Origin of the sequence: Kluyvera cryocrescens NBRC 102467, assembly GCF_001571285.1 — a bacterium.
In the GTDB taxonomy this organism is placed as follows: domain Bacteria; phylum Pseudomonadota; class Gammaproteobacteria; order Enterobacterales; family Enterobacteriaceae; genus Kluyvera; species Kluyvera cryocrescens.
Genome location: NZ_BCTM01000006.1, coordinates 12,906 through 30,278, shown reverse-complemented (window position 1 = coordinate 30,278; position 17,373 = coordinate 12,906). Strand labels below are relative to the sequence as shown.

The following is a 17,373-nucleotide window of genomic DNA, read 5'->3' as shown; positions in this document are numbered from 1 at the left end:
GCCCCGCGAAGTGCATTTCTCGTCTATGACGCCGTCCGGCGGGCAAACTCTTTAATCCTGAACCCCAGAATCGCCAGCGTCGCAAAATAAGCCACAATCCCAACGACCACTACGGCTAGCAGGCGCAGCAGACGGTACGGCATGGTGCCCAACGACCATTCCGGCATCACGTGCATCATCCCCAGCAGCGCCGCGGCCATCACCAGCACCGAGACCACCAGACGCACCAGGAACTTGCTCCAGCCCGGCTGTGGGGTAAAGATTTTCTGTTTCCGCAGCTGCCAGTAAAGCAGACCGGCGTTAAGACAGGCGGCCAGACCAATCGACAGCGACAGCCCCGCATGCTTAAGCGGGCCGATAAACGCCAGGTTCATCACCTGAGTCATAATCAGCGTCACAATGGCGATTTTCACCGGGGTCTTAATGTCCTGACGAGAATAGAAGCCGGGAGCTAACACTTTGACCACAATCAATCCCATCAGGCCAACGGAGTATGCCACCAGCGCACGCTGAGTCATGGCTGCGTCAAAGGCAGTGAACTTGCCGTACTGGAACAGCGCCACGGTCAGCGGTTTTGCCAGAATACCTAGTGCTACCGCACTAGGCAGCGCCAGCAGAAAGCACAGACGCAGACCCCAATCCATCAGACGACAGTATTCATCATGGTTGCCGCTGGCGAAGCTTTTTGACAAAGACGGCAGCAAGATTGTCCCGAGCGCTACGCCCAGCACGCCAGACGGAAACTCCATTAAACGGTCGGCATAGTACATCCACGAGACGGAACCCGAGACCAGGAAGGAGGCGAAAATGGTGTTAATAATCAGAGAAATCTGACTCACCGAAACACCCAAAATAGCCGGTCCCATCTGTTTGACCACGCGTACCGCGCCCGCATCTTTGAGATTAATGCGCGGCAGTACCAGCATGCCGATTTTCTTCAAATGCGGCAGTTGATAAGCCAATTGCAGTACGCCGCCGACCGTCACGGCCCACGCCAGTGCCAGCACCGGTGGATTAAAATGCGGTGCCGCAAACAGGGCAAAGCCAATCATGCTGACGTTCAGGAACGTCGGCGCGAAAGCCGGAACCGAGAAACGGTTCCAGGTGTTCAAAATCGCCCCCACCAGCGAGGCCAGTGAGATCAGCAGGATATAAGGGAAGGTAATGCGCAGCAGTTGGGTTGTGAGCACGAATTTATCGGCGGTATCGGCAAAACCCGGCGCAGTGATAGTAATCACCCACGGTGCGGCAAGCATCCCCAACACGGTCACCAGCGCCAGCGCCAGCGTCAACAGGCCGGAGACGTAAGAGACGAAGACGCGGGTCGCATCTTCACCCTGCTTGCTTTTATATTCTGCCAGAATAGGCACGAACGCCTGTGAGAATGCCCCTTCGGCAAAAATACGACGCAGCAGATTGGGCAGCTTAAACGCCACGAAGAAGGCATCGGTTGCCATACCGGCACCAAATACCCTCGCCACAATCGCGTCACGCGCAAATCCCAGCACGCGCGAAAACATAGTCATCGAGCTGACGGCTGCCAGCGATTTAAGTAGGTTCATTAATCTGTGATTCCACAACCCGGTTCAAAGCGCCCGTCGGTAGAGCGCTGAAAAAGTGGCGTTAGTCTACCGGGTTCGGGATGAATTGCTACTGCCAGTTGTTACAGCTGATGTGGGTTTACAGTGGAACTTGCCGGCTGAGCGTAGGGTTCCGTTCACCTTTCGTCAAGCGATATATGACGCCTCGTTCCCCGTGAACGGGTTAAGGGGCGGCGGCGATTGGCCGCCCCCTGCGCGCTCCTTGCGTCGCACTTTTATATGGCAAGAGTAGAAAGGGAGCGTAACAGAGATCCCTTTTCAATCGTATTCTCCGTTAAATGTAATCTAGGTTTATTCGCGGATCGCCTCACGCCAAAGCCCTTCGACAATCCGCTGGGCATAAATCGCCTGCTCTCCCGCCGTATCCGGAACGGTCTGATTTTGCACACACTCAATAAAATGGCGCGCGCAGCCGCTAAAACCTCGCTGTTCGAGCGTGGTTTGCCAACCGGGGATGGGCTGGGCGACAACGCCCGAACCGCGCTCTTCTCGCCACTCGCGCATATCCGTGACCTCGTACAGGCCGCCATCGGCAACCGCTTGCACCCATTCGCGCTGGCTACCGGCTCGGCGGTGCATACTGGTCGTAATCTGCAGGCCTGGCTGGCTAAAGTGGTGCTCCGCGTAAAACATGCAGCCTTCATCGGTGGTTTGCAGCACGCCACCGCTGAGTTTCGCTTTGCCGTCCGCCAGCCACAGCGCGGTGTCAACCACGTGCAGATAGTCATCCAGCAGCGTGAAGCGCAGATCCTGCGGCCCCACGCTGTCGGCACGATGCTTATCCATACGCAGCGAGGACATCTCCCCCGCCCGCTGCTTAAGCTGCCGATACAGCGGCGAAAAGCGACGGTTGAAGCCGACCATCAGCGTCAGATTTTTGCGCGCAGCAAGCGCCACCAGCCGTTCCGCATCATCGAGCTTATCGGCAAGCGGTTTATCGACGCAAACGTGAACGCCAGCGTTGAGCAGTTCGCTCACCACGGCGTAATGTGACGCCGTAGAGCTGTGCACAAAGACCGCGTCACACTGCGCGGCAAGCGCCGTGAGAGAATCGGCGTAGGGCATCCGGTAGCTTTCACATACTCGCAGTGCCTTTTCTTTACCCGGTGACCAGGCCGCCTGCAGCGTCCAATCGGTCGCGGCGCTTAACACCGGCAGCCAGGCTTTTTGGGCAATGCCGCCAAGCCCGACCACGCCAATGCGAATTTTAGCCATCTGTTTATTCCCCAAGATGCGCCAGCAGTGATTCCAGACGCTGTTTCAGCTCAGCGACCTCACCTTCCAGCGCTTCAACGCGGGAACGCAGGTCATCATCAATCAGCGCTGATTCAGGCTGAACGGCGGCAAGGGACTGTAAATCCACCTCGCCGCTGAACAGATGCATATAGCGGCTTTCGCGTTTTCCCGGCTCGCGCGGCAGACGAACCACAAACGGGCCATCCTCACGCGTGGCCAGACGCTCCAGAGTATTCTCGACCTCTGCCATGTCGCTGAACTCATGCATGCGCTGGGCGCGCCCGCGCAGTTCACCCGGCGTTTGTGCCCCACGCAGCAGCAGCGTCGTGACTAGCGCCACTTCCGCGGTCGAGAGCTTGAGATCGCCGAATTCAGAATTACAAAAACGCTGCTCGTATTTCGTTACCCGGTTACCAAAACCACTCACCGTACGCAGGTAGTGGCGTTTAACCAACGTATCCAGTTGCTCCTGAACGTCTGCTTCGCTGAGCGTCATCACCGGTTCACGGTTGGTTTTCTGGTTACACGCCGTGACCACGCCGTTTATCGACAACGGATATTGCTCGGGGGTCGTCACCTGTTTTTCCAGCAGACAGCCGATCACGCGGGCCTCAAGCGGACTCAGTTGGTATTTCATAATTATCTCCTTATCGACCTGCAGTCCATTGTGGGGTCGTCAACGCCGTGAGCACATGATCGCGCCACTGGCCGTCAATCAATAAATAGTCTTTGGCATAGCCTTCTTTTTCAAACCCCAATCGTGCCAGCAGATCACCGCTGCGCTGATTGTGCGGCATGTAGTTGGCCATAATCCGATGAATGTGCTGCGTGCGCTGCATGTAGCGGATAGCGCTGGAGAGCGCCTCGAACATCATCCCCTGGCCCTGCCATTTCTGGCCGATCGAGTAGCCAAGATAGCAGGCATGAAACGAGCCGCGCACTACGTTGGAAAAGTTTGCCACACCGATAATCTCTTTCTCTTCCGGATCGAGCAGTGCGAAATAAAAAGCGGTTCCCTGTTTATGAAACTCATTGATCATCGACAATCGCGCCTGCCAACCTGATGGGTAGCAGTGGCTGTCATCGCGGACAGGTTCCCAGGGTTTTAAGAACTGCCGATTCTCGGCGTAATAATCAGCCAGACGCCAGGCGTCACGGTCGTGGACCAGACGCACGACCATCCGGTCGGTGGTTAACCTAATTTTCGGCACACTACTGCGATAGCCAAACATCTCACTACTCCCGTACCTAACCCATACCCTGGTCGTTTAACTATACCTGCACGACGGCAGCCAATGAAAACAACAATCTATTATTTTGCATTGTGATAAAAAACGGGTCTTGCTGGCAATACGAGAAACAGTGAAGGCGCCCTGCAAAATGAAGATGTTTCTGATGCTTTCTAACCACTTGAGAAATGTGGGAAAATCGAAAATGGTTATTTCTCAAGCGAAATAGCTCAGTTTTGCCATTTTGCGACAAATAATGCAGCGGCAACTTTGCGAGAATTTACGCCTGAATTTTTCGTCTATCCGCTATCGTGTATTCTAAGACACATCTGCGGTATCAATATTCAATTCTTTAAAGGCGCCATCATGGGTGAAATAAGCATGACCAAACTGTTAGTGATCGCGGTGCTGGTCATTTTACTGTTCAGCACAAAAAAACTGGCATCGCTCGGGAGCGATTTGGGCGCGGCCCTAAAAGGCTTTAAAAAGACGATGAATGAGGATATCCCCAATATTGACGCCGACTTTCTGAGTGATAAAAAGTCAGCCAACCGCACTGACAAATAGCGTCATTGAACACGGTATTGACCCGTTTTAGAATTAACTTACATCGGGATTTGCGCGCGCCCTGACGCCGTACTCCAACAGGCGATTTCGCCTGTCTGCGGCACTTTCAGTGTTTTCCGCTGTCACAACCCTACTGACAGCGTATGCTGCTCTTAGTCAGGATGAACACGATGCTTCTCGTTGAGGAACCCCATGAATAAATTGTTTGTTATTGCAGCCCTAATCATCAGTGGTTTGGTTGTCGGCTGTAACCAGCTTACGCAGTATTCGGTAAGCGAACAGGAGATCAACCATGCGTTACAAAAGCGCAATAATTTCTCCAAAGATATCGGGCTCCCAGGCGTCGCCGACGCACACATTGTTCTCACTAACCTCACCAGCGCCATTGGCCGTGAAGAACCCAATAAAATCACCCTCAGTGGTGATGCAAAGCTGGACCTGAACTCGCTGTTTGGCAGTCAGAAAGCCAATATCGTGCTGACGCTCAAAGCACTGCCGGTATTTAATCAGGAACAGGGCGCCATCTATCTCCAGGAGATGGAAGTTCAGGACGCGAAGGTCACGCCGGAAAAAATGCAATCGGTGGTACAGACGCTGATCCCTTACCTCAACCAATCCCTGCGCACCTACTTTAATAAACAGCCGGCCTATGTGTTAAAAGAGGATGCCAGCCAGGGAGAAGCGCTCGCGAAAAAGTATGCTAAAGGTATCGAAGTGAAGCCTGGGGAAATTATCATCCCGTTCACTAACTGATTTCTCCGCAATCGCGCCCGGCCATCGCCGGGCATTTTTTTATCTAAAAGAGATGCAAAGGAAAACGTTTACGCTTATCCTTAGTGCCCGGCAAAAATGACTGCAATCCCACCAGCCGGAGCCTCAAATGACCGCATTACCTCAAGTTGTGAAAATTCGCCGCCCAGACGACTGGCATATTCATCTTCGCGATGGCGAGATGCTAAAAACGGTTGTTCCCTACACCAGTGAACTGTATGGCCGCGCAATTATCATGCCGAATCTGGTTCCGCCAATCACGACCGTGGATGCGGCTATCGCCTACCGTCAGCGTATTCTCGATGCCGTACCGGCCGGGCATGATTTCACCCCGCTGATGACCTGCTATTTGACCGATACCCTCGACCCCAACGAGCTTGAACGCGGCTTTAACGAAGGTGTCTTTACCGCCGCTAAGCTCTATCCAGCGAACGCCACCACTAACTCCAGCCATGGCGTAACCAGCACTGATGCCATCATGCCGGTGCTTGAGCGCATGGAGAAACTCGGCATGCCGCTGCTGGTACACGGCGAAGTCACCCACGCGGATATCGATATTTTTGACCGTGAAGCACGCTTTATTGATACGGTGATGGAGCCGCTGCGCCAGCGCCTGCCGGGCCTGAAAGTGGTATTCGAGCACATCACCACTAAAGACGCCGCGGAATACGTGCGTGACGGTAACGATCTTATCGCCGCAACCATCACCCCTCAGCACCTGATGTTTAACCGCAACCACATGCTGGTCGGCGGCGTGCGTCCGCATCTTTACTGCCTGCCAATCCTTAAACGAAACGTCCATCAGCAGGCGCTACGTGAACTGGTGGCCAGCGGCTTTACCCGTGCCTTCCTTGGCACTGACTCGGCGCCGCACGCTCGCCACCGAAAAGAAGCCAGCTGCGGCTGTGCCGGCTGCTTCAACGCGCCTACCGCGCTGGGCAGCTACGCCACGGTATTTGAAGAGATGAATGCGCTGCAGCATCTGGAAGCATTCTGTTCACTGAACGGCCCGCGTTTTTACGGTCTGCCGGTCAATGAGGGGTTTGTTGAACTGGTGCGCGAAGAGAGCCAGGTTGCCGACAGCATTGCGCTGAGCGACGATACGCTGGTGCCATTCCTCGCTGGCGAAACGCTGCGCTGGACGGTGAAAAAATAAAATCGCGCCCCCTGTTGTAAAAAACCAAATGTAACTGTATAAATATACAGTATATTACACAGGGGGCATTTATGCGTATTGAAGTCACTGTTGCAAAAACCACCGTGCTGCCCGCCGGTGCCTTAGACGCGCTGGCAGACGAACTTTCCCGCCGTATCAATAACCAGTTTCCCGACAGCGGAGGCAGCGTTAGCGTGCGCTACGCCGCCAGTAACAACCTTTCCGTCATCGGTGGCATTAAAGAAGATAAAGACCGCATCACCGAAATCCTGCAAGAAACCTGGGAAAGTGCGGACGACTGGTTTATCACCGATTAACCCTTGTTCAAACATTGTGTTTTTGCCGGGTCGCCCCGGCTTTTTTTCATCTTTATCTGCTTGTTTTACCCGCCGTTCATCCCCATATTTTACATTAGACGCAAAAACAACGAGCAAAATGGTTGTTTATTGCGCAAACAACAGCCTACTTAGGAATTTATGTTGCTTTTGATTTCAATTCTCGAGTATTTATTGAATTGTTGTATACTGATAAAGCTTCACAAAAAAATTGCATTAAACCTCGAGAGTTGTTGCCTTTTAACACGTTAATAAGGGGTTATGATGGAAAAGAATAATGAAGTCATCCAGACCCATCCCCTCGTCGGATGGGACATCAGCACCGTAGATAGCTACGATGCGCTGATGCTGCGCCTGCACTACCAAGACCCCAATGAAGCGAGCAACAAAGAAGCAGAAGTTGGCCAGACGCTATGGTTAACGACGGACGTCGCACGTCAGTTTATTTCTATTCTGGAAGCTGGGATTGCCAAAATTGAGTCTGGCGATTATCAGGTCAACGAGTATCGCAGGCATTAATGCCGATACTTTCCTCGAATTAAGAGCCAACAGGCACCTGCGGGTGCCTTAATTATTTCCACGCTTGTATAACCACCGTGGCTTAATTACTCTACCTGTCTCTGTTTCGCGCCTTTTCATCGTGTCAGGAAAGACTATGCAATACGATCTTATTATTATTGGTAGCGGCTCCGTCGGCGCTGCGGCAGGTTATTACGCCCGAAAAGCGGGATTAAACGTCCTGATGACTGACGCCCATATGCCTCCACACCAGCAGGGGAGCCACCACGGGGATACGCGCCTGATGCGCCATGCCTATGGCGAAGGTGAAAAATACGTACCGCTGGTGCTGCGTGCCCAAACATTATGGGATGAACTTGCCGCCACCAGCGGTGAAGAGCTGTTCGAACGCAGCGGTGTGGTTAACCTTGGCCCAGCCAACTCTGCGTTTCTTAACACGGCCGCACAAAGCGCCGCGCAGTTCAACCTCCCTGTTGAGCATCTTGACGCCGCCGCGGTCATGAAACGCTGGCCAGAAATTACCGTGCCCAATGATTACCAGGCGATTTTCGAACCGGATTCCGGCGTGCTGAAAAGCGAGCTGGCGGTTAAGACGCTGATTGCCATGGCCAAAGATGCCGGCTGCGCTCAACTGTTTAATTGCCCGGTGACCGCCATTCACAGCGACGCGGACGGCGTGACGATTGAGACCTCCGAAGGAAGCTGGCGCGGCAAGAAGCTCCTGCTAACCGCCGGCACCTGGGTGAAACAGTTTTATCCCGAACTGCCGATTCAACCGGTGCGTAAAGTGTTTGCCTGGTTCCAGGCCGACGGTCGCTACAGCAAAAAGAATAACTTCCCGGCCTTTACTGGCGAACTGCCAAACGGCGACCAGTTCTACGGCTTCCCGGCAGTGGAAAATGAGCTCAAAATCGGTAAGCACAACGGCGGTCAGGTCATTAATCGTCCTGAAGAACGCAAGGCATTTGGCGCCGTTGCCACCGACGGCTCAGAAGCGTTCAGCTTCCTGCGCCACATTTTGCCTGGGATCGGCGGTTGTCTTCACGGTGCAGCCTGTACCTATGATAACTCGCCGGACGAAGATTTTATCATCGATACCCTGCCCGGCCAGCCGGATGTACTGTTCATCGGCGGTCTGAGCGGTCATGGCTTTAAATTTGCGACCGTGCTGGGGGAGATTGCCGCCCAGTTCGCGCAGCAGCAAACACCGGCATTCGACCTGAGTCCTTTCGCTCTGAGTCGTTTTAATCATTAAAAAAAACGGCCCCGAATAATCGGGGCCGCTTCATTGAGAACGTTATGCGTCGCCTGTTCAACTACCTCATCAACAATATCCGTGAACACCTAATGCTTTATCTGATGCTCTGGCTGCTGCTGGCAGTGATTGACATCGCCTATCTCTATTTCAGCTAGCTGTTGGCATTCTCCGGGTCCGGAATGCCCAGTTTGGTATTCAGACGACCGCGGGATTTATTAAAAATCTTATTGCCATTTTCACGCCCTGCCCGGCGCAGACGCTGCTCTTCTTCCGGCAGTTTATGTTCTTCCTGACAGGCTTCGCTGCAGCAGCCGTCAAATTTCGCCGCACAGCTCGGGCACTGGATAAACAGTAAATGACAGCCGTCGTTTAAGCAGTTGGTGTGGCTATCGCACAGCGTGCCGCACTGGTGGCAGTGGGCGATAATTTCATCGGAAATGCGTTCGCCCATGCGTTCGTCAAAAACAAAGTTTTTCCCGATAAAACGTACCGGGAGCCCCTGCTCGCGCGCACGACGCGCATACTCAATGATCCCGCCTTCGATATGCCAGACCTGTTTAAAGCCGTTATGCTTCATCCACGCGCTGGCCTTTTCGCAGCGAATGCCGCCCGTGCAGTACATGACGATTTTTTTATCTTTATGTTCCTGCATCATTTCAACGGCTTTCGGCAACTGCTCGCGGAAGGTGTCCGCGGGGATTTCCAGCGCCTGATCGAAATGGCCCACTTCATATTCATAGTGGTTACGCATATCGATAAACACCGCATCCGGATCGTCGAGCATAGCGTTGACTTCTGCGGCCTTCAGATACTCGCCGACGTCGCTGGCGTCAAAAGTCGGATCCTCAATACCGTCGGCAACGATCCGCTCACGAACCTTCATGCGCAGTACCCAGAAGGATTTACCGTCATCATCGAGGGCGATATTCAGTCGCAGATTCTTCAGCGCCGGATCGAAGCCATTCAGGCATTCGCGCAACGCATCAACGCGGCTTGCCGGCACGCTAATTTGCGCATTGATCCCTTCGCGGGCCAAATAGACGCGGCCAAAGACATTCAGCGCCGATAGCGCGACGTACAGTGCATCGCGCGTCGCTTTTGGATCAACAATGGTAAAATACTTATAGAATGAGATGGTGGTGCGTGGCTCAACTTCTGCCAGCATCTGCGCTTTCAGCGTCTCATTCGAAATGCGGTTATGCAACACTGGCATGGTGTTCTTATCCTGCAAAATTGAATGGATGGATGGATTTAATCATAAAGGGGCGCATGATATAGCAATCACTGCTAATTTACATCCCCACAATTTGCGCTACATTTTCATCACCATTGTCGATGTACCGCAAAACAATCGTTTAATTTAGCGCCAGTTGAGAGCGCGTTGTTTTGGATGACCGAAAAAAAGTGCAACAATAGAGCCAGTTGCTCATAACAACAGGAAAGACATGACCCAGTTACCCAAATTCACTGCCGCATTGCTGCATCCTCGCTATTGGCTGTTATGGATGGGCGTTGGCCTGCTCTGGCTAGTCGTTCAACTGCCGTACCCCGTTCTGTACCGGCTGGGCAATGCCATGGGCAGACTGGCGATGCGCTTAATGAAGCGCCGTGCCCAAATTGCTTACCGTAATCTCGAGCTGTGTTTCCCGGAGATGAGCGAAGCGGAACGCCACCAGATGGCAGTTAAGAATTTTGAATCAGTCGGCATGGGCGTGATTGAAACCGGCATCGCCTGGTTCTGGCCCACCGCCCGAGTGAATCGCTGGATGGATGCAAGCGGCCTCGAACATATTCGTGCAGTACAGGAATCGGGACGCGGCGTATTGTTGATCGGGATTCACTTTCTGACGTTGGAAATGGGGGCGCGAATGTTTGGGATTCACAATCCTGGCATCGGCGTCTATCGCCCGAACGACAATCCGGTCATCGACCTGCTGCAGACCTGGGGACGTATGCGCTCCAATAAAGACATGATCGACCGTAAAGACCTTAAAGGCATGGTCCGCGCGCTCAAGAACGGTGAAATTATCTGGTATGCCCCGGATCACGACTACGGCCCACGAGCCAGCGTGTTTGCGCCCTTGTTTGCGGTGAAAGACGCGGCCACCACTTCCGGAACATGGATGCTGGCGAAAATGTCTAAAGCCTGCGTGGTCCCTTTCGTTCCGCGCCGCAAGCCGGACGGTAAAGGCTACGAACTGATTATTCTGCCTCCTGAGTGCAATCCACCGCTGGACGATGCCGAAACCACCGCCACGTGGATGAACAAAATCGTTGAGCAGTGCATCATGATGGCCCCCGAGCAATATATGTGGCTGCACCGCCGCTTTAAGACCCGCCCCGAGGGCGTGCCTTCCCGCTATTAGCTCTCCCAACGCGCAGCTCCGGCTGCGCGTTTTTTGTTTTAGCATTATAAATGCTTCCCACATTGCAGCAATAACAACACAGGCGCATAATTAGCAGGCTTATATATACATTATTTTGTTGCGATACTTTGCCTGCGGAACCCTATGCAACCCTCAGATGCCCCCATAAACTGGAAGCGAAATCTCACCGTCGTTTGGCTCGGCTGCTTTTTAACCGGCGCCGCATTCAGCCTGGTGATGCCTTTTCTCCCCCTCTATGTGGAACAACTTGGCGTAACCGGACATAGCGAACTCAATATGTGGTCAGGGCTGGTGTTCAGTATCACCTTCCTGTTTTCCGCTGTGGCTTCGCCGCTGTGGGGCGGTCTCGCCGATCGCAAGGGGCGTAAAATCATGCTGCTGCGTTCAGCGCTGGGCATGGGTATCGTGATGCTGTTGATGGGGCTGGCGCAGAATATCTGGCAATTTCTGGTGCTGCGCGCGCTGCTGGGGTTGTTAGGCGGCTTTATTCCCAATGCCAATGCGCTTATTGCCACGCAAATTCCCCGTCATAAGAGCGGCTGGGCGCTGGGCACGCTATCAACCGGTGGCGTCAGCGGGGCGCTGCTGGGCCCGCTTGCCGGCGGATTCCTTGCCGATAACTACGGCCTGCGTCCGGTGTTCTTTATGACGGCAGCGGTTTTGTTTATTTGCTTTATGCTGACGCTCTTTTTCATCCGCGAGAACTTCACGCCGGTATCCAAAAAAGAGATGCTGCACGTCAAAGAGGTGTTCGGCTCACTGAAAAATCGCGAGCTGGTGCTGAGCCTGTTCGTCACCACCTTGATCATTCAGGTCGCAACCGGTTCTATCGCGCCTATTTTGACGCTGTATGTCCGCGACCTTGCCGGCAATATCAGCAATATTGCTTTTATCAGCGGCATGATTGCCTCGGTTCCCGGCGTCGCGGCGCTGATGTGCGCCCCACGTTTGGGCAAGCTTGGCGATCGGATCGGCCCGGAAAAAATTCTCATTGTGGCTCTTATTGTTTCAGTATTGCTGCTGATCCCAATGTCGTTTGTGCAAACCCCACTGCAATTAGGTATTTTGCGCTTCCTGCTCGGCGCCGCCGACGGTGCGCTACTTCCCGCCGTGCAGACGCTGCTGGTGTACAACTCCAGCAATCAGATTGCCGGACGTATCTTCAGCTATAACCAATCCTTCCGCGATATCGGCAACGTTACCGGTCCGCTGATAGGTGCTGCCGTCTCGGCAAACTATGGCTTTCGTGCCGTATTCTGCGTCACCGCGCTGGTGGTGCTGATTAATGCCGTTTATACCGGGCTGAGCCTGCGCCGTAGTCCCGCTCCTTCCCGCAGCTGATCCCCCTACCCAGGGCTTTACATAAATTCAAAGCCCTGGGCCTATACAAGCGAAAAGTTAAGCTATTATTTCCCTGAATACCCATCATATTGCAGGGAGTTGAGATGACTTTATACGCCACCCTCGAAGAAGCTATTGATGCGGCACGCGAAACGTTCCTCGCCGATAACCCCGGTCTTGAGGAAGGTGACGCGGATGTTCAGCAGTTCAATATGCAAAAGTACGTGCAACAAGACGGTGACATTATGTGGCAAGCCGAATTCTTTGCCGATGAGGACGAAGAAGGCGAATGTCTGCCGATGCTCACAGGTGAAGCGGCGCAGAGCGTATTTGACGGCGACTTCGATGAAGTTGAACTGCGCCAGGAATGGATTGAAGAGAATACGCTACACGAATGGGATGAAGGTGAATATCAGCTTGAGCCCTCGCTGGATACCGAAGAGGGCCAGGCCGCTGCTGATGAGTGGGATGAACGCTAGTTATTCGTAAGGCCCATGGCTGGCGTCAATCGGCAGCAGTAGGGTATCGAAGACCAGCGAAAACGGCAGGTCAAGGATGGTGACGTAACGCCACGCGGAGTCGCGCAGATCCCACTGCACCCCCGGATAGTACTGATTTCCGTGGCCCTGTCCCGGGATTGTCCGGCTAATGATGCTGCCGCATCCGCTCAGCACCGTCACCATGGCTGCCACCAGGAGAGTTCGTATCACGTCATTATTCCTCATTTAACAGACAAAAAAATACCGGCAATGTTTGCCGGTATTTCCCTACGGCGAATCTAAGCTCCACGCGTTCCCAGCCTGAAGGCCGGGAACAGGCCTATTATCGCTATTTTGTTTTCAATGCCAATGGATTCAGCGTGAGTTTGTTGTACTCACCCACCCACGAAGAGTATTTCTCCGGGGCCGCCCAGACGCGATAGTGCAGACGCGACAGCGTCACCGGGTCGCTCAGCAGCACCAGGCGACGATCGCGGTTAAGTTTCTCCGGCATATCGTTTAACGCCTGCTCAACGTGGCGGTCGCGGGCAATTTCCAGCACATGGCTGCTACGGTGGCGCGCAGTGGCCATCGCAGTTGCCAGGGCATTAAACGCTGGGTTAAACACCGCATGCATAAAGCCGTCATCGAGGATCCGCTCACGGTTAAGCTTCAGATAGCTTTCCGTATCCGCCAGCACTTTCGGCGTGTTGTACTCTTCCGGGATCAGGAACAGCTTCCAGCGTTTGGTGCGCAGACCGTTAGTTGCCCGGCTCGAAACCACCGACACGAACGGTGACAGGATCAGCGAGAAGACAATCGGTGCCAGCCAGAACAGGAAACGCAGGTCGAGCCACGCCATGCCAACGGCCCAAACCAGACCCAACAGCATCTGTGAACCGTGGCGCATAAATGCCTCGCTCCACGGCGTAGAGTCATCGTCACGCTGCGGTGAGTTCCACACCACTTCCCAACCAAGGAACGCGCTGACCACAAATACGGTGTGGAACAGCATACGTACCGGCGCCAGCAGCACTGAGAACAGCACTTCCAGCAGCAGTGAAAGGGTCACGCGAATGAAGCCGCCGTATTCTTTCGAACCTTTACACCACACCAGGATGATACTCAGCAGTTTCGGCAGGAACAGCAGTACCATCGTTGAGGCGAACAGCGCAATCGCCAGCTCAGGACGCCACTGCGGCCATACCGGGAACAGCTGACGCGGCTGCAGGAAATACTGCGGCTCGGTCAGGGCATGTACCACCTGCAGCGCAGTCGACAGGGCCAGGAACATAAACCACAGCGGCGCGGAGAGGTAGGACATTACGCCCGTCAGGAACACCGCGCGGTGTACCGGGTGCATCCCTTTCACCAGGAACAGGCGGAAGTTCATCAGGTTACCCTGACACCAGCGGCGGTCACGTTTGAGCTCATCCAGCAGGTTCGGCGGCAGTTCTTCATAGGAGCCCGGCAGGTCATAGGCGATCCATACGCCCCACCCTGCACGACGCATCAGCGCGGCTTCAACGAAGTCATGCGACAGAATCGACCCGGCGAAGTTACCATCGCCCGGCAACGGTGCCAGCGCACAGTGCTCGATAAACGGCTTCACGCGAATGATCGCATTGTGCCCCCAGTAGTGGGATTCACCCAACTGCCAGAAGTGCAGACCGGCGGTAAACAGCGGCCCATAAACGCGCGTCGCAAACTGCTGGCAGCGCGCATACAGCGTGTCCATCCCGGAAGCGCGCGGCGAAGACTGGATGATGCCAGCATTCGGGTTCGCTTCCATCAGGCGTACCAGGTTAGTCAGACAGTCACCGGACATTACGGAGTCGGCATCCAGTACCACCATGTAGCTGTACTGATTGCCCCAACGACGACAGAAGTCATCGATGTTACCGCTTTTACGCTTCACGCGACGGCGACGGCGACGGTAGAAAATCTGCCCTTCGCCCTGCACTTCCGCGATAAGCTCCATCCAGGCCTTTTGTTCCGCCACGCAGATGTCCGGGTTATAGCTATCGCTCAGGATGTAAACATCAAAGTGTTTCTCCTGACCGGTCGCTTTCACCGATTCCCATGTCGCACGCAGACCGGCGAACACGCGGGAGACGTCTTCGTTACAGATAGGCATAATCAGCGCCGTCCGGTGCTCCGGATTCAGCGGTTCATCACCCACCGTCGAGGCAGAAATGCTGTATTTATCACGCCCTATCAGCAGCTGCAGGAAGCCCATCAACGCGGTCCAAAAACCGGCCGACACCCAACAGAACAGGACAGCGAACAGAATCAGGATCCCGGTTTGCAGCAGATATGGCAGCAGCTGCATAAAGGAAAGCCAAACGTTCTGTCCCACCATGTCCGCCGGATTAATCAGCGCCCAGCCCTGATAAGGCAGGATGGTCTTCATGTACCAGGTTGCGACCACGGTCTGAGCGAGCGTGAGGATCAGCAGCGTATAGCGGCGTAAAGAGCCCACCGTACGCCATTTGGCCTCATGCGCCTGCTCTTCCTTGGTCAAACGGGAAAGATAGCGAGGGGTGACGTCGCGACCGCGTAGGCGATCCCAGAAACGGCCGACCGGGTTCGTCCGCCATGGATCGGGGAACATGGAGGAGCGCGTCGCCTTCGGCATCGCCTTGAGCTGGGTACGCCCTTCGTCATCTTTGGTCAACTGATCGCCGGCCAAAGAGTCAGGCCAGCTCTGTTCGAGCCGGGCCTTAACGGACGCCAGGGGAGTGTCATCATCACGGGAAAAAGTTTGATGTTCATCATCCAGCGCTTCATGTACGGCACGGAGATCCGTGCCGGGAAGCGCTGCTTTTTCACTATCCGTAAGCGACAGTGCGTCGATATACTTCGTTGTGTTATTCATTTGCAGGCAGCTGATAGCTCCAGGTTTCACTCAGCGGCTGATCGGCATTGACCAGCGCAGCGCGCATTTCAGTGGTTTTCTTCGGATCTTTCACTTTCACGCGCAGCGTTAAACGCCAACCTTTAGTCACCGGGTTGTAGCGAACGCTGTTTTCGACGATTTCACCGTTGTCGCCAATGCTGGCCTGCGCCGTTACCGGCGTATCCTGCGGCATTTTACGCATCTCAGCGCCAGCGAAGTCGACCACGAATGCCACCGTACCGTCCGGCTGACGAATCAGGTTGGACTGCTTCACATCTCCCGTAGAACGACGCGTCTGCATCACATACGCGCTGTCTGCATCATGCAGTTTTTCTTCATCACGGGTGAAGGTGATGGTGTACTTATAGTTCATCTCTTTACCGGCTTCCGGCAGCTTGTCCGGTGTCCAGTAAGCGACGATGTTGTCGTTGGTTTCGTCGTTGGTTGGGATTTCTACCAGCTCAACGGTCCCTTTACCCCAGTCACCTTTTGGCGTGATCCAGGCGCTTGGACGCAGGTCGTAGCGATCGTCAAGATCTTCAAAATGGGAGAACTGACGGCCACGCTGCAGCAAACCAAAACCTTGCGGGTTTTCAGTAGCGAAGCTGCTGACGGCCAGGTGCTTAGGATTGTTCAGCGGACGCCAAATCCACTCATCGTTGCCAGCATGGATAGACAGGCCGTTCGAATCGTGGAGTTCAGGGCGGAAGTTGGTGGTCGGCGACGGCTGACTTGGCCCGAACAGGAACATGCTGGTCAGCGGTGCAACGCCCAGTTTACCCACTTTATCGCGCAGGTAAATTTTGGTTTGTACATCAACCACGGTATCGCGACCCGGCATCACCACGAAACGGTATGCTCCGGTGGCACGAGGGGAGTCCAGCAGCGCATAGATAGTCAGACGTTTGTCGTTGGCTTTCGGACGCTCAATCCAGTATTCACGGAAACGCGGGAACTCTTCGCCTGACGGCAGAGCGGTATCAATAGCCAGGCCACGAGCAGATAAACCGTAAACCTGCCCCTGACCGAGAACGCGGAAGTAGCTCGCGCCGAGCATGCTGACGATTTCGTCGTTTTTATCTTTGCTGTTGACTGGGTAAAGCACTTTGAAGCCCGCGAAGCCAAGATCTTTCACGGTGTCTTTGTCGTGCTTAACGTCACCAAAAGTAAAATAGTCCGGGCTGTACTTAATTTTACGCACGGAAGTCGCCGTGACTTCATTAATGGTCACCGGCGTGTCGAAATACATACCCTGATGGTAAAACTCAAGCTTAAATGGGGTCTTTATTTTGTTCCAGTATGCCTTATCGTGGTTGAACTGGATTTGCTGGTAGTCCGCGTATTTCATGTCGCGGAAGACGGATGGCAGGTTGCTTTTCGGCGCTTCATAGCTCTTATCAGCCAGCGATTTAGCTTGCTTAGCAACGTCATCAATAGTGAATGCCCATGCAGATGAAGTACACAGGGACAACATTACGGCTGCGCCTAACCAACGCAGTTTCATCATCTGTGGTGTATGTTTCATATAACTAAGCACTTCCCCCTTTGTGTGCTTAAATCGATCCGATCCATTTTACTGGAAATTCAAGCAATCC

General features: G+C 54.1%; 18 protein-coding genes. 10 read left to right on the top strand and 8 right to left on the bottom strand.

Going from position 1 to position 17,373, the window contains the following annotated elements; all coding sequences use genetic code 11:
- Positions 1-23: 23 nt before the first annotated feature.
- The 4 genes from murJ to rimJ all read right to left on the bottom strand — a co-directional run bounded on the left by murJ (position 24) and on the right by rimJ (position 4,069).
- Entirely contained in the window at positions 24-1,562 is a 1,539-nt protein-coding gene (gene murJ / locus KCR01S_RS04360; RefSeq protein WP_061280126.1) for a murein biosynthesis integral membrane protein MurJ, read from the bottom strand.
- A 330-nt stretch (positions 1,563-1,892) separates the two neighbouring features.
- The gene (locus tag KCR01S_RS04355; protein WP_167348812.1) at positions 1,893-2,807 is read right to left on the bottom strand and encodes a Gfo/Idh/MocA family protein; all 915 of its coding nucleotides are present in this window, start codon (positions 2,805-2,807) and stop codon (positions 1,893-1,895) included.
- Positions 2,808-2,820: 13 nt separating this feature from the next.
- The gene (locus tag KCR01S_RS04350; protein ID WP_061280121.1) at positions 2,821-3,474 is read right to left on the bottom strand and encodes a YceH family protein; all 654 of its coding nucleotides are present in this window, start codon (positions 3,472-3,474) and stop codon (positions 2,821-2,823) included.
- 10 nt (positions 3,475-3,484) lie between these two features.
- Complete coding sequence (gene rimJ, locus KCR01S_RS04345) at positions 3,485-4,069, bottom strand: ribosomal protein S5-alanine N-acetyltransferase (protein WP_061280118.1); 585 nt, start codon at positions 4,067-4,069, stop codon at positions 3,485-3,487.
- A 363-nt stretch (positions 4,070-4,432) separates the two neighbouring features.
- Between rimJ and tatA the strand changes: the two genes are divergently transcribed.
- From tatA to KCR01S_RS23905, 7 genes are all read left to right on the top strand, one after another.
- Positions 4,433-4,633: a twin-arginine translocase TatA/TatE family subunit gene (gene tatA / locus KCR01S_RS04340; protein ID WP_061280115.1), complete on the top strand. Its 201-nt coding sequence runs from the start codon at positions 4,433-4,435 to the stop codon at positions 4,631-4,633.
- Between the two features lie 192 nt (positions 4,634-4,825).
- Complete coding sequence (locus KCR01S_RS04335) at positions 4,826-5,386, top strand: lipoprotein (protein ID WP_061280113.1); 561 nt, start codon at positions 4,826-4,828, stop codon at positions 5,384-5,386.
- A 127-nt stretch (positions 5,387-5,513) separates the two neighbouring features.
- Positions 5,514-6,560 (top strand): dihydroorotase, encoded by a 1,047-nt coding sequence (gene pyrC, locus KCR01S_RS04330; RefSeq protein ID WP_061280111.1) that lies wholly within the window; start codon positions 5,514-5,516, stop codon positions 6,558-6,560.
- A gap of 71 nt (positions 6,561-6,631) precedes the next feature.
- Positions 6,632-6,877: a DNA damage-inducible protein I gene (dinI, locus tag KCR01S_RS04325; RefSeq protein WP_061280109.1), complete on the top strand. Its 246-nt coding sequence runs from the start codon at positions 6,632-6,634 to the stop codon at positions 6,875-6,877.
- Positions 6,878-7,159: 282 nt separating this feature from the next.
- On the top strand, positions 7,160-7,414 hold the full coding sequence (gene bssS / locus KCR01S_RS04320) for a biofilm formation regulator BssS (RefSeq protein ID WP_052285557.1): 255 nt from the start codon (positions 7,160-7,162) through the stop codon (positions 7,412-7,414).
- Positions 7,415-7,550: 136 nt separating this feature from the next.
- Positions 7,551-8,669, top strand: coding sequence for an N-methyl-L-tryptophan oxidase (gene solA, locus KCR01S_RS04315; RefSeq protein WP_061280104.1), 1,119 nt, complete (start codon positions 7,551-7,553; stop codon positions 8,667-8,669).
- A 44-nt stretch (positions 8,670-8,713) separates the two neighbouring features.
- Positions 8,714-8,827 carry a DUF2770 family protein gene (locus KCR01S_RS23905; RefSeq protein ID WP_072277087.1) on the top strand — a complete coding sequence of 38 codons (114 nt, stop codon included), beginning with the start codon at positions 8,714-8,716 and terminating at the stop codon, positions 8,825-8,827.
- Here the strand turns inward: KCR01S_RS23905 and trhO are convergent.
- A complete protein-coding gene (trhO, locus tag KCR01S_RS04310; protein WP_061280103.1) occupies positions 8,824-9,885 on the bottom strand; it encodes an oxygen-dependent tRNA uridine(34) hydroxylase TrhO in 1,062 nt (353 codons plus the stop codon). The two genes, KCR01S_RS23905 and trhO, sit on opposite strands and share 4 nt — an antisense overlap.
- 232 nt (positions 9,886-10,117) lie before the next feature.
- On the opposite strand from trhO, the gene KCR01S_RS04305 reads away from it, so the two are divergent.
- From KCR01S_RS04305 to KCR01S_RS04295, 3 genes are all read left to right on the top strand, one after another.
- Complete coding sequence (locus tag KCR01S_RS04305; protein WP_061280099.1) at positions 10,118-11,038, top strand: Kdo(2)-lipid IV(A) acyltransferase; 921 nt, start codon at positions 10,118-10,120, stop codon at positions 11,036-11,038.
- Positions 11,039-11,182: 144 nt separating this feature from the next.
- Complete coding sequence (mdtG, locus tag KCR01S_RS04300) at positions 11,183-12,400, top strand: multidrug efflux MFS transporter MdtG (RefSeq protein ID WP_061280097.1); 1,218 nt, start codon at positions 11,183-11,185, stop codon at positions 12,398-12,400.
- 104 nt (positions 12,401-12,504) lie between these two features.
- Positions 12,505-12,879, top strand: a complete 375-nt coding sequence (locus tag KCR01S_RS04295) for a MysB family protein (protein WP_061280095.1) — start codon at positions 12,505-12,507, stop codon at positions 12,877-12,879.
- Here KCR01S_RS04295 and KCR01S_RS04290 read toward each other — a convergent pair whose 3' ends face one another.
- The 3 genes from KCR01S_RS04290 to mdoG form a co-directional block, all read right to left on the bottom strand.
- Complete coding sequence (locus tag KCR01S_RS04290; protein ID WP_061280347.1) at positions 12,880-13,107, bottom strand: YceK/YidQ family lipoprotein; 228 nt, start codon at positions 13,105-13,107, stop codon at positions 12,880-12,882.
- A gap of 121 nt (positions 13,108-13,228) precedes the next feature.
- A complete protein-coding gene (gene mdoH, locus KCR01S_RS04285) occupies positions 13,229-15,757 on the bottom strand; it encodes a glucans biosynthesis glucosyltransferase MdoH (RefSeq protein ID WP_061280093.1) in 2,529 nt (842 codons plus the stop codon).
- Complete coding sequence (gene mdoG / locus KCR01S_RS04280) at positions 15,750-17,303, bottom strand: glucans biosynthesis protein MdoG (protein WP_061280090.1); 1,554 nt, start codon at positions 17,301-17,303, stop codon at positions 15,750-15,752. Before mdoG ends, mdoH begins: the two co-directional genes overlap by 8 nt.
- Positions 17,304-17,373 lie beyond the last annotated feature (70 nt).